General features: G+C 54.7%; 21 protein-coding genes. 3 read left to right on the top strand and 18 right to left on the bottom strand.

Annotation, left to right across the window (positions count from 1 at the left end):
- Window positions 1-52: 52 nt before the first annotated feature.
- From pepT to lolC, 5 genes are all read right to left on the bottom strand, one after another.
- Entirely contained in the window at window positions 53-1,288 is a 1,236-nt protein-coding gene (pepT, locus tag BV494_RS09635) for a peptidase T (protein ID WP_104922676.1), read from the bottom strand.
- A gap of 230 nt (window positions 1,289-1,518) precedes the next feature.
- A complete protein-coding gene (gene cobB / locus BV494_RS09640; protein ID WP_104922677.1) occupies window positions 1,519-2,349 on the bottom strand; it encodes a Sir2 family NAD+-dependent deacetylase in 831 nt (276 codons plus the stop codon).
- Window positions 2,350-2,400: 51 nt separating this feature from the next.
- The gene (gene lolE / locus BV494_RS09645; RefSeq protein ID WP_104922678.1) at window positions 2,401-3,651 is read right to left on the bottom strand and encodes a lipoprotein-releasing ABC transporter permease subunit LolE; all 1,251 of its coding nucleotides are present in this window, start codon (window positions 3,649-3,651) and stop codon (window positions 2,401-2,403) included.
- On the bottom strand, window positions 3,651-4,355 hold the full coding sequence (gene lolD, locus BV494_RS09650; protein ID WP_104922679.1) for a lipoprotein-releasing ABC transporter ATP-binding protein LolD: 705 nt from the start codon (window positions 4,353-4,355) through the stop codon (window positions 3,651-3,653). Before lolD ends, lolE begins: the two co-directional genes overlap by 1 nt.
- Window positions 4,348-5,550 (bottom strand): lipoprotein-releasing ABC transporter permease subunit LolC, encoded by a 1,203-nt coding sequence (gene lolC / locus BV494_RS09655; RefSeq protein WP_104922680.1) that lies wholly within the window; start codon window positions 5,548-5,550, stop codon window positions 4,348-4,350. Before lolC ends, lolD begins: the two co-directional genes overlap by 8 nt.
- A 239-nt stretch (window positions 5,551-5,789) precedes the next feature.
- Here lolC and mfd point away from each other — a divergent pair, with 239 nt between their 5' ends.
- Window positions 5,790-9,233 carry a transcription-repair coupling factor gene (gene mfd, locus BV494_RS09660; RefSeq protein WP_104922681.1) on the top strand — a complete coding sequence of 1,148 codons (3,444 nt, stop codon included), beginning with the start codon at window positions 5,790-5,792 and terminating at the stop codon, window positions 9,231-9,233.
- Between the two features lie 80 nt (window positions 9,234-9,313).
- Here mfd and BV494_RS09665 read toward each other — a convergent pair whose 3' ends face one another.
- Genes BV494_RS09665 through BV494_RS09675 form a run of 3 tightly spaced genes read right to left on the bottom strand, consistent with a single transcriptional unit; the run spans window position 9,314 to window position 13,889 of the window.
- Window positions 9,314-10,555, bottom strand: a complete 1,242-nt coding sequence (locus BV494_RS09665; protein WP_104922682.1) for a cytochrome c — start codon at window positions 10,553-10,555, stop codon at window positions 9,314-9,316.
- Complete coding sequence (locus BV494_RS09670) at window positions 10,555-11,103, bottom strand: (2Fe-2S)-binding protein (protein ID WP_104922683.1); 549 nt, start codon at window positions 11,101-11,103, stop codon at window positions 10,555-10,557. The genes BV494_RS09665 and BV494_RS09670 overlap by 1 nt, the downstream gene beginning before the upstream one ends.
- Window positions 11,100-13,889, bottom strand: coding sequence for a xanthine dehydrogenase family protein molybdopterin-binding subunit (locus BV494_RS09675; protein ID WP_104922684.1), 2,790 nt, complete (start codon window positions 13,887-13,889; stop codon window positions 11,100-11,102). Before BV494_RS09675 ends, BV494_RS09670 begins: the two co-directional genes overlap by 4 nt.
- A gap of 218 nt (window positions 13,890-14,107) precedes the next feature.
- On the opposite strand from BV494_RS09675, the gene BV494_RS09680 reads away from it, so the two are divergent.
- Window positions 14,108-14,716 (top strand): nucleotidyltransferase family protein, encoded by a 609-nt coding sequence (locus BV494_RS09680; protein ID WP_104922685.1) that lies wholly within the window; start codon window positions 14,108-14,110, stop codon window positions 14,714-14,716.
- A complete protein-coding gene (locus BV494_RS09685) occupies window positions 14,703-15,686 on the top strand; it encodes an XdhC family protein (protein WP_104922686.1) in 984 nt (327 codons plus the stop codon). The genes BV494_RS09680 and BV494_RS09685 overlap by 14 nt, the downstream gene beginning before the upstream one ends.
- 78 nt (window positions 15,687-15,764) lie before the next feature.
- Here BV494_RS09685 and BV494_RS09690 read toward each other — a convergent pair whose 3' ends face one another.
- The 10 genes from BV494_RS09690 to BV494_RS09735 all read right to left on the bottom strand — a co-directional run bounded on the left by BV494_RS09690 (window position 15,765) and on the right by BV494_RS09735 (window position 24,912).
- A complete protein-coding gene (locus tag BV494_RS09690) occupies window positions 15,765-16,301 on the bottom strand; it encodes a glycine zipper 2TM domain-containing protein (protein ID WP_101077180.1) in 537 nt (178 codons plus the stop codon).
- 338 nt (window positions 16,302-16,639) lie between these two features.
- Window positions 16,640-17,944 (bottom strand): NAD(P)/FAD-dependent oxidoreductase, encoded by a 1,305-nt coding sequence (locus BV494_RS09695; RefSeq protein ID WP_104922687.1) that lies wholly within the window; start codon window positions 17,942-17,944, stop codon window positions 16,640-16,642.
- Window positions 17,945-18,255: 311 nt separating this feature from the next.
- Window positions 18,256-18,798, bottom strand: coding sequence for an alpha/beta hydrolase YcfP (gene ycfP / locus BV494_RS09700; RefSeq protein WP_104922688.1), 543 nt, complete (start codon window positions 18,796-18,798; stop codon window positions 18,256-18,258).
- Window positions 18,799-18,850: 52 nt separating this feature from the next.
- A complete protein-coding gene (gene nagZ, locus BV494_RS09705; protein WP_226790078.1) occupies window positions 18,851-19,891 on the bottom strand; it encodes a beta-N-acetylhexosaminidase in 1,041 nt (346 codons plus the stop codon).
- Between the two features lie 31 nt (window positions 19,892-19,922).
- Window positions 19,923-20,807, bottom strand: a complete 885-nt coding sequence (locus tag BV494_RS09710) for a phosphotransferase (protein WP_104922690.1) — start codon at window positions 20,805-20,807, stop codon at window positions 19,923-19,925.
- A complete protein-coding gene (gene lpoB / locus BV494_RS09715; RefSeq protein WP_104922691.1) occupies window positions 20,791-21,393 on the bottom strand; it encodes a penicillin-binding protein activator LpoB in 603 nt (200 codons plus the stop codon). The genes BV494_RS09710 and lpoB overlap by 17 nt, the downstream gene beginning before the upstream one ends.
- A gap of 21 nt (window positions 21,394-21,414) precedes the next feature.
- On the bottom strand, window positions 21,415-21,783 hold the full coding sequence (locus BV494_RS09720; protein ID WP_104922692.1) for a YcfL family putative periplasmic lipoprotein: 369 nt from the start codon (window positions 21,781-21,783) through the stop codon (window positions 21,415-21,417).
- A gap of 8 nt (window positions 21,784-21,791) precedes the next feature.
- Window positions 21,792-22,145 carry a purine nucleoside phosphoramidase gene (gene hinT, locus BV494_RS09725; RefSeq protein WP_104922693.1) on the bottom strand — a complete coding sequence of 118 codons (354 nt, stop codon included), beginning with the start codon at window positions 22,143-22,145 and terminating at the stop codon, window positions 21,792-21,794.
- Between the two features lie 200 nt (window positions 22,146-22,345).
- Complete coding sequence (gene ptsG / locus BV494_RS09730; RefSeq protein WP_104922694.1) at window positions 22,346-23,779, bottom strand: PTS glucose transporter subunit IIBC; 1,434 nt, start codon at window positions 23,777-23,779, stop codon at window positions 22,346-22,348.
- Between the two features lie 338 nt (window positions 23,780-24,117).
- Window positions 24,118-24,912: a metal-dependent hydrolase gene (locus BV494_RS09735; RefSeq protein ID WP_104922695.1), complete on the bottom strand. Its 795-nt coding sequence runs from the start codon at window positions 24,910-24,912 to the stop codon at window positions 24,118-24,120.
- Window positions 24,913-24,949 lie beyond the last annotated feature (37 nt).

The following is a 24,949-nucleotide window of genomic DNA, read 5'->3' on the forward strand; positions in this document are numbered from 1 at the left end:
GACATCGCCCCTTTTTTAACCGCCAGTTATAGCCGATTTGTTTACGAAATCTTTAGTGTTTCAGTGCTTCTTTCGCCGTTAACTCGGCGATACGCATGATCACGGACACCGCTTTTTCCATGCCTTCGAGCGTCACAAACTCATGTTTACCATGGAAATTATAGCCGCCGGTAAAAATGTTCGGGCAAGGTAAACCGCGGAAAGACAACTGTGCGCCGTCGGTTCCGCCGCGGATCGGCTTCATGATCGGCTCAATATCGCAGTCTTTCATCGCCTGCTGCGCCAGCGCAATAATGTGCGGATGCTGGGCCACTTTGTCGCGCATGTTGTAATAGTGATCGTCCAGCGTCACTTCGATATAACAATCACGGTGCAGACCTTTGCCCACGACGTGCGCGATATCGATAATTTTCTGTTTGCGGGCTTCGAACTGCGTTTTGTCGAAATCACGGATGATGTAATGCATTTCCGCGCGCTCAACGTTGCCCTTGATGGTGGTCAGGTGATAGAAACCTTCGTAACCGTCGGTATGTTCAGGCGTTTCTTCCACCGGCAGTTCATGGTGGAAACGCGTCGCCAGCGACAGCGCATTGATCATCACGCCTTTCGCACTACCGGGGTGAACGTTGTTGCCGACAATTTTGATGGTCGCCGAGGCGGCATTAAAGTTTTCAAACTCCAGCTCGCCCACGCCGCCGCCGTCCACGGTATACGCCCATTCCGCGCCAAAGGCCGGAATATCGAAACTCTGCGCGCCCTTGCCGATTTCTTCATCCGGCGTAAAGGCAATACGCACAGGACCGTGCGCGATATTGCTGTTTTTAAGCCTCACCATCGCGGTAATAATTTCGGCAATGCCGGATTTGTCGTCAGACCCCAGCAGCGTTTTGCCGTCGGTGGTAATAATCGTATGGCCGAGCAGCTGGTGCAGAACCGGGAACATCACCGGAGATAAAATTTCATCGCCATTTCCCAGCGCGATATCACCGCCACGGTAGTTTTCCACAATCTGCGGATTAACGTGTTTAGCGGTGAAATCGGGGGCGGTATCCAGATGAGAAATGAAGCCAATGACCGGCACTTTCCAGGCCACATTGCCCGGTAACGTTGCCATCACGCAGCCTTTATCGCTGAGCGTGACTTGTGAGAATCCCAGTTCAGTCAGTTCATTACGCAGCGCCTGCGCCAGCTTTAGCTGACCGTCGGTGCTCGGCGTATGTTTAACATTGGGCTTAGATTGGGTATCGAAAGAAACATAATTCAGAAAACGATCAAGCAACTTATCCATATAGGTATCCTCTGGCGGCTGGGTTTTATTATGCGCAGCATGAAAACCGTGAATATTGCGTCAGGTCATTTTTCACCAAGTTTAACGGGATAACTCTTCGGGGCGGGCGCAATTTTAGCGATAAAGATGAATAACGCTAACGTTACCGGTGCTGCAACTGGCGATGAACTCCCGGAAATTGCGGGAATTGAGCATCGCCAGCGCGGCAATAACGTCAGGCATGGCGGGGATTAGTGCCAGGCTTCATCTTTTTTGGTCAGGAATTTATGCACAAACTCGGGGACAACTTCACTTGCCAGCCCGTAATGTTTCATATCGAATTCGCTTTCAACCTGACTCGGTTCCAGATTCAGCTCAACGGCACAGGCACCGCCAATGCGCGCTTCGTGAACAAATCCGGCAGCCGGATAAACATGCCCGGAGGTGCCAATTGCCACAAAGAAATCGGCCTTCGCCAGCGCATCGTAGATTTCGTCCATACCGAGCGGCATTTCACCAAACCAGACGATGTGCGGCCGCAGCGGCGCAGGAAACTGGCAGCAATGGCAGCGGTCATCGACGGTTAAATCACCCGGCCAGTCCAGAATCTGGCCTGACTGCGAACAGCGCACTTTGAGCAACTCGCCGTGCATGTGGATCACGCGGGAACTGCCTGCGCGCTCATGCAGATTGTCGATATTTTGCGTCACCAGCAGGAAGTTATCGCCGAGCGCTTCTTCCAGCGTCGCCAGCGCATAGTGCGCGGCGTTCGGTTTAAGATCTTCCGACTGCAACTGGCGGCGGCGTTCATTATAAAAACGCTGCACCAGTTCCGGATCACGGCGATACCCTTCCGGTGTCGCCACGTCTTCCACACGGTGTTCTTCCCACAAACCATCGGCGGCGCGGAAAGTGCGGATCCCCGATTCAGCGGAAATCCCGGCACCGGTCAGCACCACCACAAACGGCTTTTTCAGCGAGGCCGCTGCCATTGAATCACGGTGGAAAATATTCGACCGGAAACGCTGATGCCGGATACGTTTATTTTTGCGAAACCGACACAGACGATGACGTGTGCGCATGAAGTGCTCCTTACTCTCTGTGTCTGAAAGATTGTGTTGCGTGAATCATCGTTACTGGCCGCCACTGAGTACGCGGGCGGGATCAATACGGCTGGCGCGACGTGCCGGATACCAGCTCGCCACCAAACTCAGTACCAGCGCGGTTAACAGCACGCCTCCGACATCCAGCCAGTGAACTTCTGAAGGCAGGAAGTCGATGAAATAAATATCCCCGGACAGGAACTGATGGCCGGTAAGTTTTTGCAAACCGTTGACGATATTGGTGAGCTGGAATGACGCAATCACACCAATCACCACGCCCGCGACGCTGCCGACCAGCCCTGCCAGTAAACCGTACCAGATGAAGACAGCGCGGATAAGCCCATCTTTCGCGCCCAGTGTGCGCAAAATCGCAATATCGCTGCTTTTATCTTTTACCGCCATTACCAGCGTCGACACGATGTTGAAACAGGCCACGCCGATCACCAGCACCATCGCCATATACATAATGGCGCGAACCATCTGGATATCGCGGTACATATAGCCGTAAGTGCCAATCCAGCTACTGATGTAGACGTAAGACTGCGTCACTTCACCGGCGTCGTGTACCAGTTTTTGCGCGGCAAAGACGTCATTGACTTTGATATCAATGCCCGTGACGCTGGTGCCCATGTCCTGATATTGCTGCGCATCCGCCAGCGGCACCATGCCGAGGCTGTGATCAAGCTGGCCACTGAGTTGTAAAATTCCGGCGACCTGCAAACGGATACGTTTTGGCTGCAACAGTTTCATTTCAGGGTCACTGTTAGGGATCATCACGGTCACCCAGTCACCCTGTTTTACGCCCACCGCGTCCGCCACGCCTTTGCCGAGGATCAGTTGCTGCTGCCCGGCTTTAAAGTTTTGCCAGGCGTTATTCTGCACAAATTTCGGTGCGGCGCTGACACGCGGTTCGCTCTGCGGATCCACGCCTTTCAGCTGGATAGCACGCAGTTTGGCACCGTGTTCAATCAACCCGTTGAACTGAATGTACGGCGCGGCAGCCACAATACCGGGGACTTTTTCCACGCGGTCGAGGACGCCCTGCCAGTCGTTAAACGGCTGATTCACCGGACGGATTTCACCGTGCGGCACCACTGCCAGCACACGTTCTTTCAGTTCGCGCTCAAAACCGTTCATCGCACTCAGCCCGACGATCAGTACCGCCACGCCCAGCGCGATCCCCAACGTTGAAATCACTGAAATCAGTGACACCATGCCGCTGCGACGACGGCCACGGCTGAACCGCAGACCAATCAGTAAAGAAAATGGAATGCCTGACATTACTTCGCTCCCAGCAACATCGAATCCAGCTGCAGCTTGCCGTCACGCATTTCGAGCTGACGTGTCAGACGGTTAGCCAGATGCAAATCATGCGTTACCACCAGAAATGCCGTGCCCTGACGTACATTCAGCTCACCCAGCAGTTCAAAAATACTGTCGGCGTTGCGCTGATCCAGGTTACCGGTCGGTTCATCCGCAAGCACCAGAGAAGGATTATTGACCAGCGCACGGGCAATCGCCACACGCTGGCGTTCGCCACCGGAAAGCTCAGAAGGACGGTGATTGCTGCGATGCTGTAAACCCACGGCTTCCAGCATCGCCATCGCGCGTTCCTGCACTTCCGCAGATTTCTTTTTGCCGATCAGCAGCGGCATCGCCACGTTTTCCAGCGCGGTGAAATCCGGCAGCAAATGGTGGAACTGATAAATGAAGCCCAGTTCGCGGTTACGCAGTTCTGACTTCGCCGAAGAAGACATCGCGTTCAGCGACTTCCCTTTGAAAATCACTTCGCCGGACGTCGGAGAATCCAGACCGCCCAGCAAATGCAGCAACGTACTTTTGCCGGAACCGGACGTCCCGACAATCGCCATCATCTCGCCCGGCTGCATCGCGAAACTCACGTCGCGCAATACCTCGGTATGCATTTTGCCTTCCTGATAAGTCTTACAGAGGGTGTCACACTGCAATAATAAAGAATTACTCATAACGTAAAGCCTCTGCGGGGTGGGTGGCAGCAGCGCGCCAGGAAGGGTAAAGCGTTGACAATAAAGCGATAGCCATCGCCACAATCGCGATGATCACCACCTGAACCGGTTCAATGTCGACAGGTAGCGAACCGCCATCCAGCATCAGACCGAGGGCCGGCATAATCGAGTTGAGCTGCGTGGCGAGCAGCACGCCGAGCAAGGCACCAAGCAGTGCGCCGATAACCCCGGCACTCGCGCCCTGCACCATAAACAGCGCCATAATCTGACGGCGGCTCAAGCCCTGCGTTTGCAGAATTGCCACTTCCGCCTGTTTCTCCATCACCAGCAAACCCAGTGACGTAATAATGTTAAACGCGGCAACGGCAACGATCAGGCTGAGCAGCAAGCCCATCATATTTTTTTCCATGCGTACGGCCTGGAACAGCTCCCCACGGCGCTCGCGCCAGTCTTTCCAGCTGGTACCGTCCGGCAGTTTTTGCTGACTCAGGGTATCGACATCCAGCGGTTTATCGAGGAATAAACGCCAGCCGGTCACGTTGCCTTTTGGATATAACATCAGGCGCGACGCGTCCTGAATGTTCACCAGCATCTGGTAACCATCGACTTCGCTGTTGGCGGAGAATGTCCCGATCACGGTAAACAGACGCTGGCTTGGTACGCGCCCGACCGGCGTGAACTGGCTGACGCTGGTCACCATCAGACGCAGTTGATCGCCACGACGGACTTTGAGCTGTTGCGCGAGCTGGTCGCCGAGAATGATGTTGTATTTGCCCGGTTGCAGTTCCTGCTGGGCGACACCAATCAGGTATTTAGCCAGCGGATCTTTCTGGTCAGGATCGACGCCGAGCATAACGCCCACCGCCACGTTGCCGGGGCTTTGCAGCACCACGTCACCGGTGGTCAGCGGCACGGCGCGGTTCACGCTTTTCAGCGCGGAAACCTGATCGTGCGTGATTTTCTGCGGGTCGATTGAACCGTTGGGGGCGGTGATCAGCGCCTGAGGCATCAGGCCCAGAATGTTACCTTCCAGATCCTTCTCAAAACCGTTCATCACTGACAAGACGGTCACCAATGCCATCACCCCGAGAGTGATGCCAATAGTGGATAACCAGGAAACAAACCGCCCAAAGCGGTCCGAAGCACGCCCGCGCATGTAGCGCAGGCCTATAAATAACGCGACAGGTTGATACATGACTTCCGTTTTAAGTGCTTGGCCGCAAATAAGTGCATGGCGCAGACTAAAGTGATCAAGGATAATAAAGGCTAGCACCGCTTTATGGAACCACTAACCCAAAGTAATCGGTTTAAGTTTGTGACGCCGTTGACCCTTTTATACAGACAACGGGTTGACCCCGATTACCTCTGCAAAGCAAGATACGGTCTGCTAATTGGCCTCCGACAGCCGCCAAAAACGAGAACGCAAAACAGCCTATGTCTCAAGATTATCGTTATTCGCTGCCTGAACGCCCGGGCGATACCCGCCAGTTAGGGCAGCTTACCGGCTCCGCCTGCGCGCTTGAATGCGCCCAAATCAGCGAACGCCACGCGGGCCCGATCCTGCTGATTGCGCCGGATATGCAAAATGCCCTGCGCCTGCGCGATGAAATTCAACAATTTACCGATCATAAAGTCCTGAGTATTTCGGACTGGGAAACGCTGCCTTACGACAGTTTCTCGCCGCATCAGGAAATCATTTCGTCGCGTCTTTCCAGCTTGTACCAGCTTCCGACTATGGAACGCGGCATTATCATTCTGCCGGTGAATACGCTGATGCAGCGGGTTTGTCCGCATGAATTCCTGCACGGCCATGCGCTGGTCATGAAAAAAGGCCAGCAGCTTTCGCGCGATAAACTGCGGTCACAGCTGGAACAGGCCGGTTACCGCAGCGTCGATCAGGTGATGGAACACGGTGAATTTGCCACCCGTGGTGCCCTGCTCGACTTGTACCCGATGGGCAGCGAAGAGCCGTACCGCATCGATTTCTTCGACGATGAAATCGACAGCCTGCGCATTTTTGACGTGGACACGCAGCGCACGCTGACGGAAGTCGACCACATTAATCTGCTGCCCGCGCACGAATTCCCGACCGACAAAAATGCCATCGAACTGTTCCGCAGCCAGTGGCGCGAGAAATTCGAGGTGCGTCGCGACGCCGAGCACGTTTACCAGCAGGTCAGCAAAGGCACGTTCCCTGCGGGTATCGAATACTGGCAGCCGCTGTTTTTCAGCCAGCCGCTGACCACGCTGTTCAGCTATTTGCCGGAAAACACGCTGGTGCTCAATACCGGCGATCTGGAAGCCGCAGCCGAGCGTTTCTGGCAGGATACCTGCCAGCGTTACGAAAGCCGTCGCGTGGATCCGATGCGTCCGCTGCTCGAACCGGAAAATCTCTGGTTGCGCGTTGATGCGCTGCACGCCGAACTCAAAGCCTGGCCGCGCGTCCAGTTGCGTACCGATTCGCTGCCGAAGAAAGCCGCCAACACCAACCTGAGCTACGAAAAACTGCCAGATTTATCCGTTCAGCCGCAAAACAAAGCGCCGATGGATAACCTGCGCCGGTTCAATGAATCGTTCGCGGGCAGTCTGGTGTTCTCGGTGGAAAGTGAAGGCCGCCGCGAAACGCTGCAAGATTTACTGGCACGCATCAAGCTGATGCCGACGCTGATTACCCGCATTGAAGACGCCGAAACCACCGGTCGCTACATCATGATCGGGGCGTGTGAACGCGGTTTTCTTGATGCGGATAAACAGCTGGCGCTGATTTGTGAAAGTGATTTGCTCGGTGAGCGCGTGGCGCGTCGTCGTCAGGACAACCGACGCTCGATTAACACCGACACGCTGATCCGCAACCTTGCCGAACTGCGCCCCGGTCAGCCGGTGGTTCACGTCGAGCACGGCGTGGGCCGCTATCTTGGCCTGACCACGCTGGAAACCGGCGGCATTACCGCTGAATACCTGGTTCTGACCTACGCCGGTGAAGACAAACTGTACGTTCCGGTGTCTTCCCTGCATCTGATCAGCCGTTACGCCGGTGGCGCGGATGAAAGTGCGCCGCTGCATAAACTGGGCGGTGAAGCCTGGTCGAAAGCCCGTCAGAAAGCCGCTGAGAAAGTGCGCGACGTAGCGGCTGAGCTGCTGGATATCTACGCCCAGCGCGAAGCCAAAACCGGTTTTGCCTTCAAACATGATAAAGAGCAATACCAGTTGTTCTGTCAGGCGTTTCCGTTTGAAACCACACCAGATCAGGCGCAGGCCATCAACGCCGTTCTCACGGATATGACGCAGCCGCTGGCGATGGATCGTCTGGTGTGCGGTGATGTGGGCTTTGGTAAAACCGAAGTGGCAATGCGCGCGGCCTTCCTCGCGGTCTCGAACAACAAACAGGTCGCGGTTCTGGTGCCCACCACGCTGCTGGCGCAACAGCATTTCGATAACTTCCGCGACCGCTTCGCCAGCTGGCCAGTGCGCATTGAAATGATGTCCCGTTTCCGCAGCGCCAAAGAACAAAATGTGGTGCTTGCCGATGCCGTAGAAGGCAAAGTCGACATCATTATCGGTACGCATAAATTGCTGCAAACCGATTTGCGCTGGAAAGACCTCGGCCTGCTGATTGTCGATGAAGAACACCGCTTCGGCGTGCGTCATAAAGAGCGTATCAAGGCGATGCGCGCGGACGTCGATATTCTGACCCTGACCGCCACGCCGATTCCGCGCACGCTGAATATGGCGATGAGCGGGATGCGAGATTTGTCGATTATTGCCACACCACCGGCGCGCCGTATGGCGGTCAAAACCTTCGTGCGTGAGTACGACAGTCTGGTCATTCGGGAAGCCATCCTGCGTGAAATTCTGCGCGGCGGGCAGGTTTACTACTTATTTAACGATGTTGAAAATATCGAAAAAGCCACGCAACGTCTGGCGGAGCTGGTGCCGGAAGCACGTATTGCCATCGGCCACGGCCAGATGCGCGAACGCGACCTCGAACGCGTGATGAATGATTTCCACCATCAGCGTTTCAACGTGCTGGTGTGTACCACAATCATTGAAACCGGTATCGATATTCCGACGGCGAACACCATCATTATTGAGCGCGCAGACCACTTCGGGCTGGCGCAGTTGCATCAGTTGCGTGGCCGCGTCGGGCGTTCGCATCATCAGGCGTATGCCTATTTGCTGACGCCGCCGCCCAAAGCGATGTCAACGGATGCGCATAAACGCCTGGAAGCCATCGCGTCGCTCGAAGATCTGGGTGCCGGTTTCGCGCTGGCAACGCACGACCTGGAAATCCGCGGTGCCGGTGAACTGCTCGGCGAAGGCCAGAGCGGGCAGATGACCAGTATCGGCTTCTCGCTGTACATGGAACTGCTGGAAAACGCCGTCGAAGCCCTGAAAGAAGGCCGCGAGCCGTCGCTGGAAGATCTGACCACCAGCCAGACCGAAGTGGAAATGCGCATGCCTGCGCTGTTGCCGGAAGATTTCATTCCTGACGTCAACACGCGTCTGTCGCTGTACAAGCGTATCGCCAGTGCCAAAACCGAAGGCGAGCTGGATGAACTGCGCGTCGAGCTGATTGACCGTTTCGGCACGCTGCCGGACGCTGCGCGTAATCTGTTGCAGATTGCCGTGCTGCGCCTGAACGCGAAAACGCTGGGCATCAAACGTATTGAAGGCAACGAGCGTGGCGGATTCATTGAGTTTGGCGATAAAAACCGCGTGGATCCGGGCTTCCTGATTGGCCTTCTGCAGAAACAGCCACAGGTTTATCGTCTTGATGGTCCGACCAAACTGAAGTTTATGCTCGATCTCACTGACCGGCCAAAACGCCTGAAGTTTGTCGGCGACATGCTCGGGGAGTTTGCAGAGCATTTGATCTGACGACTATCGTCATATAATAAAAAAAGCCCGGTGAATATCCCCTTCACCGGGCTTTTTTTATGTTTTGACAGCGCGTTATATTACGGTTTACGCAGCGCTTTTACCTGCTCTGGCGTGATATCGCCCGGCAATCCGCCGAACGTTACGCGCAGGTAGTTCACCATTTCGGCAATCTGCGCGTCGTTCAGCCGTTCCGCAAAGCCCGGCATTGATTGCATGCTTTCGCCATTCGGGAATTCCTGCGCCGGTAAGCCTTCCAGCACGGAAACAATCAGGTTACGGCCATCAGGCTGACGCAGCGTTGCGTTGTTTTGCATCGCCACAGCAACGTGCGGTTTGCCGGAGCCGTCAGCCATATGGCAGCCGGAACACTGATCCAGATAGGTGATCCGTCCGGCGTTATTGCCGCCCTGCCCGATAGCCACCGGGACAGCCGCGGGCGGTTTATCGCCCAGCAGATAAGTCACGATCGCGCGGTGATCGTCTTCGGTGAGATGACGGGTGCTGAGATCGACCACTTTATGCATTTCATCAAACGCCGATCCCTGCGGGGCGATGCCTGTGGCGAGAAAACGGCTGAGATCTGCGGGGTTCCAACCACGCTGCGCCAGTGCCTGCGGGGTGATATCCGGCGCAGTGATCCGCCCCAGCGTTCCGCCTTTCAGATTGTTATCAGTATGCATCTGCCCCAGCGCGCCGCGTGGCGTATGACATTCGCCGCAGTGGCCGAGCACGTCCGTCAGATATTGCCCGCGCTGCCAGTCAGCAGAATTACCTTGCGAACTGGCTGGGATCGGATCGGCGGTACGGAACAACAGATTCCAGCCGATCATCGCCATGCGCTGGTTGAACGGGAACGGCATTTCGTTTTCCGGTACCGGCTGATTCACCGCCGGACGCGTCATCAGAAATGCGTACATGTCGTCAGAATCCTTGCGGGTCACGCCTTTATACGAGGTGTAAGGCATCGCCGGATACAGATGACGTCCGCCCGGCGCAACGCCTTGGGTCAGCGCCAGATAGAAATCATCCGACGTCCAGCGGCCGATGCCATCGTCTGCGGACGGCGTCAGGTTGCTGCCAAAGATTTTGCCGAAAGGCGTTTCCAGCGGATACCCGCCCGCCAGCGGTGCGCCGCCGGACGCGGTATGGCACGCGGCGCAATCGGACGCCTGAACCAGATAACGACCACGTTCGATCTGTGCCGTGTCCACCGTAACTTTTTGCACCGGTGCATCCAGCGTGCGGTTTTCACGCCACCAGAGCACCGCCACGACGATAATAATCACCGCCAGCAGCAGGAGAAAAAGACGTTTTTTCATCACGCGTGCTCCCGGATCAGGCCTGGTGTTTTCATCACGACATCACGCACCGCTTCGTAATACCGCACATAACCGGTGCAGCGGCAGATGTGATTTTCCAGCGCCGCTTCAATCGCCCCTTCCAGCTCATTCAGTGCGATTGGATTTTTTTCCAGACGCTCAAGCAGCAACGTTGCCGCATTCACAAAGCCCGGCGTACAGTAACCGCACTGGAAACTGTAATGCTCCAAAAACGCCTGCTGAACCGGCGACAGCGTGACGTCGCCTTTGTCATCGGTTTTAGCGTGGCCTTCGACGGTACGCACTTTTTTGCCGTTAAAGAAATGTGCGCCGGTAATGCAGGTGCGCACTTCTTCGCTGGTGCCGCTTTCATGGTCGACAATCGCCACGCAGGCGTGACAAATCCCCTGCCCGCAGCCAAGACGAGAACCGGTCAGCGCCACGTATTCGTGAAGAAAATCGATCATCATCAGGCCTTCAGGAACGTCCAGCGGGCCGTAATGTTGATTGTTGATAGTCAGCGCTAAAGGCTGCGTTTTGATGCTCATTGTAAAACCTCACGAATATTTTCAGCACGGACGGGCAAATCACGGAAACGGTGGCCGGTGGCATGGGCGATGGCGTTAACCAGCGCGGCGACGACCGGGATCATCACCACTTCAGCCATGCCTTTCGGCGGATCGGTTTCCGACAGCGCAGGCAGGATGTCGCTGGTTTGTTTCCAGACAGCGACGTCGCTGGCACGCGGCAAGTGGTATCGGTTGAAGTTCCAGGTTCCGTTGCCCGGCCCGTCTTCGTACAGAGGCAAATACTCGTGCAATGCGTGGCCGATACCCATCGCCAGTCCGCCCTGTAACTGGCCGGAAACCAGTTCAGGGACGATCAGATTGCCGCACTCCATAATCGAATGGTGCGTCAGCAACTCAACTTTACCGGTTGCGATTTCCACCGCGATTTCGGCCAGCGTGCCGACCGCGCTGTAATAGGTCACCGACGCGTTATTACGCTGTGTAGGCGGGTAATAGACGGCGTCGCGGTTGAGCGTCTGGTATTCGCCCGCGCCCTCACGCACGGACATCCCGTCGACAGGCACGCGCTGGCGGGTATTGTTCAGCGTGAAATCAGCTTCGGCCCACTGCCAGCGGTTGAAGACGTGAACGGTCGCACCGGTCAGGCCTTTCATTTCATAGGCTTTTTTCGCCAGCGTTTCGAGGCTGAGAATTTGCATTCCGTTAGCCGTCAGGCCGCCATCCACCCAGCGCGCATCTTCTTTGCGCACGATGTACGGCGCAGCCTGTCCGCCACCAATGCCGGTTTGCCAGATTGCCATCGCCGCAGGCCACAGGCCGTGGTCGAAGATCAGGCGCGCCGCTTCGCGGGTGCTGTGTGAGAAGTAATAGGCCGAGTTACTGGCGCTGGACGGCGAGCAGTAGGACGGCGACCAGCGCGGGTTAGTTTGCAGTTTGTCCTGTTCTTCCTGCGACATAATGTACGGATCGCCGCTGGTTTCCACCGGCAGTACCGACCAGTCAGTTATTGAGAAATGTGCCTGTTCAGCCGGTTTTCCCAGCCATTCGGCGCATAACACGGACTGCGACGTGGACATTCCGGTGCCCATTTCGGCCCCGCTGTGCCACAGGCTGATTTGCCCGTTTTCACTGACTTCCACGCGGGCAAAAGAGGTTTCTGCACCGGTGCCGAAATCTTTCTGCACACAGCCAAAACCGACGCCGTAACGCTTGCCCGGATTCTGGCTTTCAAAGTCTGCCTTGCGCTTGTGACGCTCTGTCCATAACGGATGAACGGCGGCTTTCTCCAGAACTTCGTCCGCGCGGATTGCGCCCGCCGGAATCGCGCCCTGGGTGTTTTTCATGCCTGATTTCAGGACATTGCGCAGGCGGAATGCGATGGGATCCAGCTTCAGTTCAGCGGCCAGTTCATCCATCATCATTTCGGTGGCGGCCATGCTTTGCAGCGTGCCGTAACCGCGTGCGGAACCAGCATCCAGCGCCCGGGAAGCCAGCCCGACGGCGGACAAATCACTTTTCGGGAAGTAGTAAATCGACTGCGCAGCAGTTGCGCCGACCATCACAACGGATGGCGTAAAGTTGCTGCGCCCGCCGCCGTCTGCGGTCAAGGCCGCGTGGAATGACTGGAGCATGCCGGTTTCGCGGTTCACAGCAATATCGTAATTCATGTCAAACGCGTGGCGCTTGAGTGAAGACTGGAACTGTTCGAAGCGGTCGTTCGCCAGACGTACCGGTGCGCCGTCGCCGTACATCGCCGCCACTGCGCCATAGTACGGGAAGTTATAGTGATCTTTAGAACCGTAACCAACGGTATAACAGGGATGCAGGATCAGCGTTTTCACCGTGCGGTGACCTTTTGCCATCATGCGCGGCATTTCGTCAGCCACTTCCTGCGGCGACTGCGTTGGCACCACCATATGCAGCGTTTGCGAGGCGGCGTCATACCAGCCGTTGGCGTTATCCGGTTCAAGCGCGGACGTATCGACCGATTGTGTGGTGAAACGGCGTGACATTACCAGCCAGCCCGGCGGTGGCATTTTCAGTTCGTCGGCCATTTCACCGGCATAGAACATCCCCTGCTCGTCCAGCTTGCCGCCTTCGCGCCCTTCGGGCCAGACCGGCAGATGTTTGCGCATCCCCACCGGGAACACGGGCATATCTTTCAGGCTGGAGAACGTATCGTCTTCATACGCGGTTTCACCCCCGACGCGGACAAAGCGGAAAGTCCCCCACGGATCGCGTTCCAGCGGCCCGGTTTTTTCGCCGTAACGCACCACGCCATCTTTGAATTTCAGGGCATTTTTAGCGAAACGGAATTTGGCGAAATCCTGATAGACCAGAATTGCCACGGCCTGTCCGAGATAGGCCGGTGTTTTGCCTTCCGGCAGCAGCATATCTTCGCCGTAGAACGTGGGGAACGCCAGACCGTCGCGCGCCAGCACGTCGGCTGTAACCATTTGATCCGGCTGTAAATCATCGCCGAGCAATGATAAATCGAGCCCAGAATAAACACGGTCAGCCTGCGTCACACGCAGGATGAAAGCATGGGCCTGTTTTTGCGGCCAGTGTGGCATATCTCTGGCGCGGATATCGCGGGCAAAGACTTTTTGCCCCATAACCTTCGCTTTACCATCGATACGGAAACGGACGCGTTTGTTTTTCGCATCCCATTGTGGTGACTGGAGAATTTTCTCTTCAAACAGCGCGGCGTAGGCCTTGCTGTGTAACGGGGCGAGATAAACAGAGACGCCAGCGATCACAGCACCTTTGACAAAGCGCCGTCTGGACGGGTTGAAATTGCTCATAAATTTCCTTGCTTCTTATTGTCTTTCTTATTTTTCGGCACACTTACAGCTTGCAACAAATGCTATAAATACCGCTTATCGCGGGCGATTATAGGTTTTCAAAGTGATTTAAGTAATGACTGAATACACATTTTTAATATTCCGTTCACAAACTTGCGCAAAAAAGTGGGATAATTATTTGTGTTGCGCAAACAACGTACAAAAGGAACAGAAGCAAAATGACAGGTATTCTTCTTCTCGCCGCAGGTTCAGGAAACCGGTTTATCGCGGCGGGTGGCACCGGCAATAAACTCAATGCGGTGATGACGGAAACAGCAGAAAACTCTGCGACAGTTTTCGACGCCACGCTGGCGCATGCGCTGGCCAGCGGAATGCCGGTTCACGTCATTACCCGCCCGGATAATTTGCCGGTTCAGGCCAGTTGCGCACGCGCGAAGGTGCCGGTGACGCTGGCCGAAACGGGTGGAACCGGTGAGTCCATTGCCGCAGGCGTGAGGAATACGCCGGACTGGGATGGATGGTTAATTCATCTTGCGGATATGCCTTTTGTGACACCTGAGATTTTTATCGCCGTGGCTGACACCTTGCGCCACGCCGCTGTTGTGCGTCCTTTCTGGCAAAACGAACCAGGGCATCCGGTGGGTTTTGCCCGCTCACTCAGGGAAAAACTGCTGCAACTGTGCGGTGATCAGGGTGCGCGCGAACTGCTCCGTGGCCATGAAATGCTGCGTTTAGATTTTAATAATCAGGCGGTGATCCGCGATATCGATCTGCCCTTCCAACTTTCAGCGCGTGTTTCGAACGGAAATGTGTATGCAACATCTTGATAATCAGGTCATTGCGCAGGCCAGCGACTGGCTGACACGCCATCCGGTCTGGCTGTGTACCGTGCTGACGACTTACGGTTCTTCCCCGCGAGCCCCCGGCGCGCTGATGGTCGCCGCCAGTGACGGGCGCTATTGTGGTTCGCTGTCCGGCGGTTGTGTTGAAGAGGATTTTTTACAACGCATCGCGTCAGGCGAATATCAGCAGGCCAGCCAGATTGTGCGTTATGGGGAAGGCGGCCTGAAGCCCAATATCGCGCTGCCGTGCGGGGGTTCACTCGACGTACTGATTGAATATCTGCCCGCTACAGCCGGAAACCGTGAGTATGTGCAAAGAATGGGCAAAGCGCTGGCCGGGCATTACGCGCTGGATAAATCGCTCACATTGCCAGCGGCTTGCGACCATCTGGCGCTGACGACTTACCGCAATTCCACTCAGGTGATGCGCGACGGCGACTGCGTGACGTTGCATCTGGCCGCCCCGCCACAGTTGCTGATCGCCGGGCTGTCTAACGTCGCGCTGTATTGCGCGGATTTTGCCTGTGCGCTGGGTTTTGAAGTGGTGATTTGTGAATGCCGCGAAGACGTGCTGGAAAACTTTTTGTCCGCGCTGAAACCGGAAATCCGGCTGGAAAAACAGTTTCCGGCGCGGTATCTCGAACAGCAAGGCTGCCACGCCAATACCGCGATTGTGGCGCTGACGCACGACCCGCGCATGGATGATCTGACGCTGATGGAAGCCATTAATACACCGGCGTTTTATATCGGTGCGATGGGGTCACATCGTAACAGCGCCAGGCGACGTGAGCGCTTGCATACAATTGCAGATTTTACAGCGCAGGATTTCGCGCGGCTTCACGCGCCGGTGGGTTTGGCCATAGGTAGCAAAACACCGGCTGAAATCGCACTGGCCGTCATGGCCGACATCGTGAAACACAAGAACGGAATCGCGCAGGAAAACACCGCTGCCTGAACCAATGGCTGATTTCGGCGCACAAAAAAAGCAGCCTGAGGGAAACTCAGGCTGCTTTTTTGTCGGACTTACCGCCAATTACGAACGGGTAAGCTGCAACTGACCGCTTTTATCCAGCGGAATTTGAGTGCCCGGATCGTGGTCCATACGAACTTTCCCTTGCTGATCGCCTATTTTGTAGGTCACATCATACCCGAGCGTTTTGTCCGATTTGTCGTACACGGTTTTACAACGTTGCTGCTGAGTCGTGTACGTATCATTTTCCTGCATGCTGCTCTGAACGCGGTTACCGGCGTAACCGCCACCCAGCGCACCAGCTACCGTTGCGACATCACGTCCGCGACCGCCGCCAAACTGGTGTCCCAGCACGCCACCGGCCACTGCACCCAGTACGGAACCGGTGATCTGGTGTTCATCCTGCACAGGGCGACGGTGAGTGACCGTCACATCACGGCATTCCTGACGCGGGGTTTTGGTGGTCTCTTTAATGGGCGTTGCGCTGACAACCTGCGCGTACTGCGGACCCGATGAAAAGACGTTCATGCTCGCCACGCCAGCAATGCCCAGCGCCGCAGCCACTCCGATACCGACCCCAGCTAACATTGACTTGTTCACAGGACTTCCTCCGAAAATGTTACCACGCAATTGCCCCTGTTCCGGGGCACCTCAGCGGACTGCAACACATCTGAGGACCGGCGTGCGTGAATCGCCGTCTGTAAACTTAAGGTCAAGTTTGCACAAGGAAACGTAAGCGGACAATAAGACAGAATCTGTAAGTGAGAGGTATGAAGGGTGTAATGGGGTGTTTCAGAGAATTCTTAGCTGACAAACTAAATACGCCAGAATCTTATACTTTCTGTATTGAGGATATAAAAATGAAAAAGCCTGTAAGAAACAGGCTTTTAGGTATGAAACGATTCAGCCAGCTCAGAAAAAAAGCCAGCTGTTCAGAATCAGTGCAGTTTCAGACGCGGACGGATCACGCGGTTAATCCCGCCGACCAGCATCATCAGACCGGTTTTAATGTAGCCGTGCAGCGCGATCTGGTGCATGCGGTACAGGGAGACATAGACCAGACGCGCCATACGCCCTTCGATCATCATCGAGCCACGCATCAGGTTCCCCATCAGGCTGCCGACGGTGCTGAAACGCGACAGAGAAACCAGTGAACCGTGGTCTTTATAGACGTATGGTTTCAGGCTCTGACCATTGCGCTGCGCCATGATGTTAGCGAAGCAGCGGGATGCCATCTGGTGCGCTGACTGCGCGCGCGGCGGCACAAAACCACCGGAAGGCTGCGGGCAGGATGCGCAGTCGCCGATGGCATAAATGTTCGGGTCACGCGTAGTTTGCAGCGTCGGTTCGACCACCAGCTGGTTGATTCGGTTGGTTTCCAGACCCGCGATATCTTTCATGAAATCAGGTGCTTTAATCCCGGCAGCCCAGACCATCAGGTCAGCGTCGATGAATTCGCCAGACTTGGTGTTCAGGCCGTGTTTATCTGCACTGGTGACCATGGTTTGTGTCAGAACGCGTACGCCCAATTTGGTCAGTTCCTGATGTGCCGCACCGGAAATGCGCGGAGGCAGCGCAGGCAAAATACGCTCACCGGCTTCCACCAGCGTGACGTTCAGCGCATCGCTGTCCAGCCCTTCAAAACCATAGCTGTGCAGCTGTTTCACCGCATTATGCAGCTCGGCAGACAGCTCAACGCCGGTCGCGCCGCCGCCAACAATCGCGATATTCACTTTCTTCTGCTTGTCAGCGCTGGCAGAGAATTTGAGGAACAGGTTCAGCATTTCGTTATGGAAACGGTGCGCCTGATGCGGGTTGTCCAGGAAAATACAGTGGTCTTTCACGCCCGGCGTACCGAAGTCGTTCGACGTACTGCCCAGCGCCATGACCAGTTGGTCGTAGGCGATATCACGAACGGGCACCAGAACCTCACCGCTTTCATCACGGATTTCAGCCAGTTTGATGGTCTGATTTTCACGATCAATATCGGTCAGCGAGCCAATCTGGAAAGTGAACCCGTGGTTGCGGGCATGCGCCAGATAGCTCAGCGCGTCCACTCCGTCATCCAGGCTGCCGGTTGCCACTTCGTGCAACAGCGGTTTCCATAAATGGCTGTGGTTACGATCGACCAGAATGATTTCCGCTTTTTTCTTGCGGCCAAGTTTATGGCCCAGGCTGGTAGCCAGTTCCAAACCGCCGGCGCCACCGCCGATAATCACAATTTTCTTCATTGGTGATGTCAAAATGACCCCCTCAAATGTGAACCAATTGTTATATAAGAGTAAAAATATTATCCTTATATTACATAGGGTTGCTTAAGTTAAATCGGTATCTTTGACGGAGGATATCATGCGTGGTGATTTGGTCATACCAAAATTGATATAGGTCAATTTAAATTCATTTGATTAATTTGACTTAGCCAAATGGCATGCATTTTGACTTCTTTAAATCAGGGAGTTAGGTACCGACATGCGAGGAAAAAGCGATTTGACGGCGGATTCAGACATAAAAAAACCACCGCACAATAGCAGTGGTTTTTAGCAGTAAATGTTAATCAAATGATATTTTTAAAAGCTTTGATACGTTGCAGATGGGTCGAGATATCCTTGAATTTATGGGTCTGGCGTTCGTCCCATTCAACCGGATAATAATGGTGCAATTTCTCCGCCGTTTTGCTGCTGTCGAGCACACCATCTTCACGGGACAAAATGACCAGGCAACGGTCGCGGTTCTTCTCGCGAAAATCACTGATGCATTTGGTGGCGATATCTTCGTACTCTTCCGGACGGTCAATTTTCCCGGCCATATTCTCTTGCGGCGAAAGATTCGGGTTAAACATCACCTGACGGATACCGCACAGAAACCCGATGCGTTCCGCCCAAAATCCGCCCAGCCCTACTCCGCAGATCAGCGGCAGTTTGTCGGTGGTTTCATGCAGCACTTTATCGACTTCTTTCAGCAAATGTTGCATGTCATGACGCGGGTGCAGCGTGCTGTAACTGATAAAGCGCACGTCCGGGTCAATAAACTGGAGTTGCAGCACTTTCTCGTGGTTACCGGGACTGGTTGAATCGAAACCATGTAAATAGATAATCATCGTTTACCTCATCCTGAATGTGCGTTGACACCCTCAAACCCACTGAAAAATGTTAACGGGTCGCCTGTTTGTGCTCCTGCCAGCGGGCATCAAGCGTTGTTAATTCACGGTTCGCCTGTTTCCAGCGGCTTGAATTCATCAGGTCCTGACGGGCCTGTTTTCCACTGTACAGCCCCCGATGATACAACTGTGCAACACGCTCAGCTTTGACCGGCGACAGGTTATCCAGCACGCTGACGGCACCTTCGCGGTGATTGCACACCAGAATCATGTCGCAACCTGCGTCGAGAGAAGCCTGCCCGCGTTCGGCATAGCTGCCCATGATCGCCGCGCCTTCCATCGATAAATCGTCGGAGAAGATCACGCCGTCGAATTTCAGCTCTTTACGCAGGATTTCCTGCAACCAGTACGGCGAACCACTGGCCGGACGCGGATCTACCTGAGTATAAATCACATGCGCAGGCATCACGGCATCGAGCAATTTACGCGTATTCAGCTGGCGGAATATTTCCATGTCGTGGTCACGGATAACGTTCAGCGGACGGTCGTCACGCGGCGTTTCTTTATGGGAATCCGCCGTCACTGCGCCGTGCCCAGGGAAATGTTTACCGGTAGTTTTCATACCCGCCGAATGCATACCGAGAATATATTGCTCCGCCATGTCGAGCGCTTTCTTCGGTTCGGCGTGAAAAGAACGTTCGCCGATGGCCGCGCTGATATGGCCGATGTCCAGCACTGGCGCGAAGCTGATATCGATATCCATCGCAATCATTTCAGACGCCATCAGCCAGCCGGATTCCTGCGCCAGACGTCCGGCCTCGTGTGCCTGATTAAGCGCCGCAAAAGACTGGGCGGCAGGCAGGCGGGTGAAACCGTCGCGGAAACGCTGCACGCGACCGCCTTCCTGGTCCACGGCCAGCACCAGACGGTCGTGCGATGCAGCGCGGATCTGGCGGATCAGTTCATGTAACTGGTCAACATCATGGTAGTTTCGGGTGAACAGAATCAGCCCGCCAACCAGCGGGTGCTGCAAAATTTCACGTTCTTCGGCATCCAGCTCGTAGCCAGCCACATCCAGCATTACAGGTCCCAGCAAAATGGCGCTCCTTTTAAGTTTTCACATGTTAATCATGGACGCGGCCAAACAGCCTGACCCGCAGCGGCTGCGCCCATTCACTGTATTTCTTATCTGCGGTCTGCGCCCAGCGGACTTCAAACCACAGCAACATCAGGTAATCTACCCACGGCAACCAGCGGTTGATCTGCTGGCGGAAAAGGGAGAGATCCGGATAACCGCCCGCCTCAGCATATTCACGGATAAACGCGTCCTGCTGGTACAGGTCTAAACCATTTCCGCGGATCAGCGCCGCAATTTCCAGCGCAGTATCGCCGTCGGCGGCGTATTCCCAGTCAATGATCCGCAAACCCTTCTCAGTCTCCAGCAAGTTTCCCGCGTGGATATCCATATGAAGCAGCGCCATTTTCAGCGGCACGGGTAATTTCCGTCGCATCATTTTCTGGTGTAACGCCAGCCAGCGCGGCGTCAGCCTGCGCGGGTCAACATGCTGCCAGTAACGAGCAAACTGACGGTGCAAATCCAGCGGATAACCAGAAAGTGCCTGCCGGTGCAGTTTCGCCAAACTCTGGCTTACCGCTTTCTGTCCCGCTGTGGAAACAAACGCCGCATCACTGAGCGGCGTCCCTGCAATCCATTCCACCAGCAACCACGGCGATGAACTGAGTCTGACACAAGGGCCCAAACTCTGCCGCGCAATATGCCGCAAAATGGCATGTTCACGTTGCCTTTCCACACCGGAGTTTCGGCGTTCCGCTGACTGATGACGCGCCAGCATATCGCCCGCCGGAGAAGCAATCTTCCAGCTTTGACCCGTCAGACCCGCCACGGGAGACAAATGAAAACCGGCGGTTTTCACCGCCGGATAATGTTGCTCAATCAGCTGCTGAAGCTGATTTTCAGGCCTGAGTTCAGCCTTAATTTTGGACTGCACCGCGACCTGACCACACAATTTCACCGCTCGGCGCAGTCAGCAAACGCATCGACATTGTCGGCGCTTTCACGTCTCCGCTCACCGTGCTGTAAAGCACATACTGCGCTTTCACGATATTGGCCAGACCGATGGCTTTGCTGACGGACGCGAGACTGTCATCCGGTGATAACCCGAGAGACTGCTTGGCTGACGCCAGCTGATCGGACGGAACCACCTGGAACGTCGTGTTATTGGCCAGCGCGCTGCGTAAGGCATCGGTGGCTTTGGACGTTTGCAGTGAGCCGTTGGTGCTGTTTTTCACGCCATCCACCAGCAGAACGCTGCCGGCCTGCACGCCATTGGCTTTGAGCATTTTCGCCAGCAACGGCTCAACGGTGGCGGTCCAGTCAACGCTGGCCAGTTTCGGCGGCTGGGGAACAGGCTGAATCTGTGGCTGCTCAGGAACCGGTGGATTAACCGGTGGCAGCGGTTGTTGCGGCTGCTGAGGTTGTTCCGGCTGCTGCGGCTGAGTTTGCTTCTGGTTTGGCAATGTACAGCCGCCCAGGATCAGTGCGGCCATCGCCACAATGAGGAAATACTTTTTCATCAACCTTCTCCGTACAAAAAATTAGAGATAGAGGTAAACACGCACGCTGTACGCATCAAGATTACCGTTCTGCGAACTGATCGTTACGCGGCTGTTTGCCGGTACCGTCACCGTCCGCGATTCAGCGACCGGAAGTAAATCCAGCCCCTGTTTATCGTACCAATAGAAACGGTAATGTAAGGTCACAGGGTGTGGCTGGTTGTTATCGAGTGTGCTGGTGGCTTTTTTCTGCCCGCCGGAATCCGACACTGATGGCGAACCTGGGATAATTCCCGCCGTCAGGACAGGAGATTCCATCACCACGCGCTGCTGGTTATTCAGTGCAATGCCCGGCTTGCTGCTACAACCTATCAGCAAAACCACCGGCAATAACGCCATCAATAAACGCATGTCTATCCTTACTGATGTGACAGCAACGGGCCCAAAGCACGGCCACCGACCAGATGCATGTGGATATGGTAAACCTCCTGCCCTGCGTCGCGGTTGCAGTTGACGATCAAACGGTAGCCGCTTTCTGCAATCCCTTCCTGTTCGGCGATTTTCGCCGCCACGGTCATCATGCGTCCGAGAGCCGCTTCGTGACTGGCATCAACATCATTCATCGTTGGGATCAGGACATTCGGGATAATCAGAATATGGCTTGGCGCCTGTGGAGAAATATCGCGGAACGCTGTGACTAATTCATCCTGGTAAACCACATCGGCAGGGATTTCACGGCGAATAATTTTGCTGAAAATTGTCTCTTCGGCCATCTTAACTGTCCTTAACAAAGTAAAAAGCGTTGTACGCAGTATGGGTTAGAATTTCCATTCCTTTCAACCTGATTACGCTTTTTGATGCTTAATTGACGCAGAAAACGCCACCCGAAGGCGGCGCTGTCTTTATCATCAAACCGCAGGCATGAAAAAAGGAGGCCGAAGCCTCCTCTCTCAGAACCAGACAGTGCTCACCCTTAATGGCTGCGCATGTACTCGTCCATGTCGGTTTTCAGGTTATCGGACTTGGTGCCGAAGATGGCCTGAACACCAGAACCAGCCACAACCACACCTGCCGCACCCAGTTTTTTCAGGCCAGCCTGATCAACTTTAGAGACGTCGGCTACGCTGACGCGCAGACGGGTGATACAGGCATCGAGGTTAGTGATGTTGTCTTTACCACCGAACGCCTGAACCAGAGAAGCAGACATTTCAGAACCACCCTGAGTTGTTGTTTCGCTGGTCGTGTCTTCACGGCCTGGCGTTTTCAGATCCAGTTTAGCAATCAGGAAACGGAAGATGCTGTAGTAAATCACTGCATACACCGCACCCACGATTGGGAACAGCCAGATTTTGCTGCTGTTGCCGCTCAGTACGATGAAGTCGATCAGACCGTGGGAGAAGCTGGTACCGTCACGCATACCCAGCAGGATACAGATTGGGAATGCCAGACCGGCCAGAATGGCGTGGATCACATACAGGATCGGTGCCACGAACATGAAGGAGAATTCGATTGGCTCGGTGATACCGGTCAGGAACGCGGTCAGTGCAGCGGAGATCATAATGCCGCCGACTTTTGCACGGTTCTCAGGTTTCGCTGAGTGCCAGATAGCCACAGCGGCTGCTGGCAGACCGTACATTTTGAACAGGAAGCCACCTGACAGTTTACCTGCAGTTGGGTCACCCGCCATGTAACGTGGGATATCGCCGTGGAAGACCTGACCGGCGGAGTTCACGTACTCACCGATTTGCATCTGGAATGGAACGTTCCAGATGTGGTGCAGACCAAACGGTACCAGCGCACGTTCAACCACACCGTAGATACCGAACGCAACGACCGGGTTCTGATAAGCAGCCCATTGTGAGAAGGTTTGGATACCTGTACCGATTGGAGGCCAGATGAAGGACAGGACCACACCCAGAATAATGGCAGCCAGACCAGAAATGATCGGAACAAAACGTTTACCCGCGAAGAAGCCCAGGTATTCAGGCAGCCTGATGCGGTAGAAACGGTTGAACATGTAGGCCGCAATCGCACCGGAGATGATACCGCCCAGTACGCCGGTATCCGCCAGATGCTTGGCTGCGATTTCTTCTGCAGGCAAATGCAGAACCAAAGGTGCGACAACCGCCATGGTTTTCACCATGATGCCGTACGCAACGACTGATGCCAGTGCAGATACGCCGTCGTTATTGGTGAAGCCTAACGCAACACCGATAGCGAAAATCAGAGGCATGTTAGCGAAGACTGAACCACCGGCTTCGGCCATAACATGGGAAACGATCATTGGCAGCCAGCTAAAGTTTGCAGAACCGACGCCCAGCAGGATACCTGCGATTGGGAGTACGGAAACTGGCAGCATTAGCGATTTACCGACCTTTTGAAGGTTTGCAAACGCGTTCTTAAACATAATTGAGTGTGCTCCTGAGTAATGATGCTTTTTGATACTTCATGCGATTTCACTGTGTAGCGAACCGCTTTGCAAAGGCTCTGAGAACCTTTTGCTGTCGGGTGTCTAAGCACCCCTTTTAATTTTTACGCAGGGTAAAATAATTCCCTTTGTTAATGTTTGATGGCAGTCACGTTTTTCTGAAAAATGCAGTGAGAGTGGAGTAAAAACCCGCACTTACCCACACAAAATCTGAAAAGCACGCCCCTGACACCGTGAAAAACGGTGCCAAGATACCTCATTAAGGTGATTAATTACGAGATGAAAAATAAATCCAGAATATATGACTAAGCGAAAGCTTAGGTCAGCGAGGATGCATCGATGTGAAATAATCGTGAAAAGTTTGCTGTTGTCACTTCAGCCAGCTGTTCGACGCTGACACCTTTCAAAACGGCCATGTAATCGGCCACATCGCGCACGTAGGCTGGCTGGTTTTCTTTACCGCGATGCGGAACCGGTGCCAGATACGGAGAATCAGTTTCCACCAGCAGACGATCTAACGGCACATAACGGGCGACTTCTCGCAGGGCTTCAGCGTTGCGGAACGTGAGGATGCCGGAAAACGAGATGTAGAAACCGAGATCTAACAGAAATTCTGCGGTCGGGATATCTTCGGTAAAGCAGTGCAGAACACCACCGCATTCACCGGCTTTCTCTTCTTTCAGAATATCGAGCGTGTCCTGACGCGCGTCACGTGTGTGGACGATCACCGGTTTGTTTAGCTCACGGCCAACGCGGATGTGCTCACGGAAGGAGTCCTGCTGCAACTTCAGCTGATGCGCGTCTTTCTGATAGAAATAATCCAGACCCGTTTCCCCCATCGCCACCACTTTAGGGCTCGCAGCCAGCCGACGAAGTTCAGCAAAATCATAGCCGTCATCGATATTCAGCGGATGAACGCCACAGGAAAAAGCCACCTCCGGTCGGTCACCAATCAGTTGTGCCATGGCCTCGTATCCTGGCAATGTGGTCGCAACGGCCAGCATAAATTTCACATCACGCTCGCGGGCTTTTTCCAGCACGTTATCAACGCCGGCGTGCAGTTCGTTGTAATCCAGGCTGTCGAGATGGCAGTGGGAATCGACTAAAAACATAGTATTAACTCATTACGGTCTGTTGATGATAATTCGG

The organism is Rahnella sikkimica (assembly GCF_002951615.1).
Classification (GTDB): Bacteria; Pseudomonadota; Gammaproteobacteria; order Enterobacterales; family Enterobacteriaceae; genus Rahnella; species Rahnella sikkimica.

Coding starts and splice junctions, on each gene's coding strand:
- BV494_RS09720 (WP_104922692.1), bottom strand. CDS start 21,783: ATGCGTTTATTGATGGCGTTATTGCCGGTGGTTTTGCTGATAGGTTGT.
- BV494_RS09665 (WP_104922682.1), bottom strand. CDS start 10,555: ATGAAAAAACGTCTTTTTCTCCTGCTGCTGGCGGTGATTATTATCGTC.
- BV494_RS09680 (WP_104922685.1), top strand. CDS start 14,108: ATGACAGGTATTCTTCTTCTCGCCGCAGGTTCAGGAAACCGGTTTATC.
- pepT (WP_104922676.1), bottom strand. CDS start 1,288: ATGGATAAGTTGCTTGATCGTTTTCTGAATTATGTTTCTTTCGATACC.
- ycfP (WP_104922688.1), bottom strand. CDS start 18,798: ATGATTATCTATTTACATGGTTTCGATTCAACCAGTCCCGGTAACCAC.
- ptsG (WP_104922694.1), bottom strand. CDS start 23,779: ATGTTTAAGAACGCGTTTGCAAACCTTCAAAAGGTCGGTAAATCGCTA.
- BV494_RS09670 (WP_104922683.1), bottom strand. CDS start 11,103: ATGAGCATCAAAACGCAGCCTTTAGCGCTGACTATCAACAATCAACAT.
- hinT (WP_104922693.1), bottom strand. CDS start 22,145: ATGGCCGAAGAGACAATTTTCAGCAAAATTATTCGCCGTGAAATCCCT.
- BV494_RS09685 (WP_104922686.1), top strand. CDS start 14,703: ATGCAACATCTTGATAATCAGGTCATTGCGCAGGCCAGCGACTGGCTG.
- BV494_RS09675 (WP_104922684.1), bottom strand. CDS start 13,889: ATGAGCAATTTCAACCCGTCCAGACGGCGCTTTGTCAAAGGTGCTGTG.
- BV494_RS09735 (WP_104922695.1), bottom strand. CDS start 24,912: ATGTTTTTAGTCGATTCCCACTGCCATCTCGACAGCCTGGATTACAAC.
- mfd (WP_104922681.1), top strand. CDS start 5,790: ATGTCTCAAGATTATCGTTATTCGCTGCCTGAACGCCCGGGCGATACC.
- cobB (WP_104922677.1), bottom strand. CDS start 2,349: ATGCGCACACGTCATCGTCTGTGTCGGTTTCGCAAAAATAAACGTATC.
- lolE (WP_104922678.1), bottom strand. CDS start 3,651: ATGTCAGGCATTCCATTTTCTTTACTGATTGGTCTGCGGTTCAGCCGT.
- lolC (WP_104922680.1), bottom strand. CDS start 5,550: ATGTATCAACCTGTCGCGTTATTTATAGGCCTGCGCTACATGCGCGGG.
- lpoB (WP_104922691.1), bottom strand. CDS start 21,393: ATGAAAAAGTATTTCCTCATTGTGGCGATGGCCGCACTGATCCTGGGC.
- lolD (WP_104922679.1), bottom strand. CDS start 4,355: ATGAGTAATTCTTTATTATTGCAGTGTGACACCCTCTGTAAGACTTAT.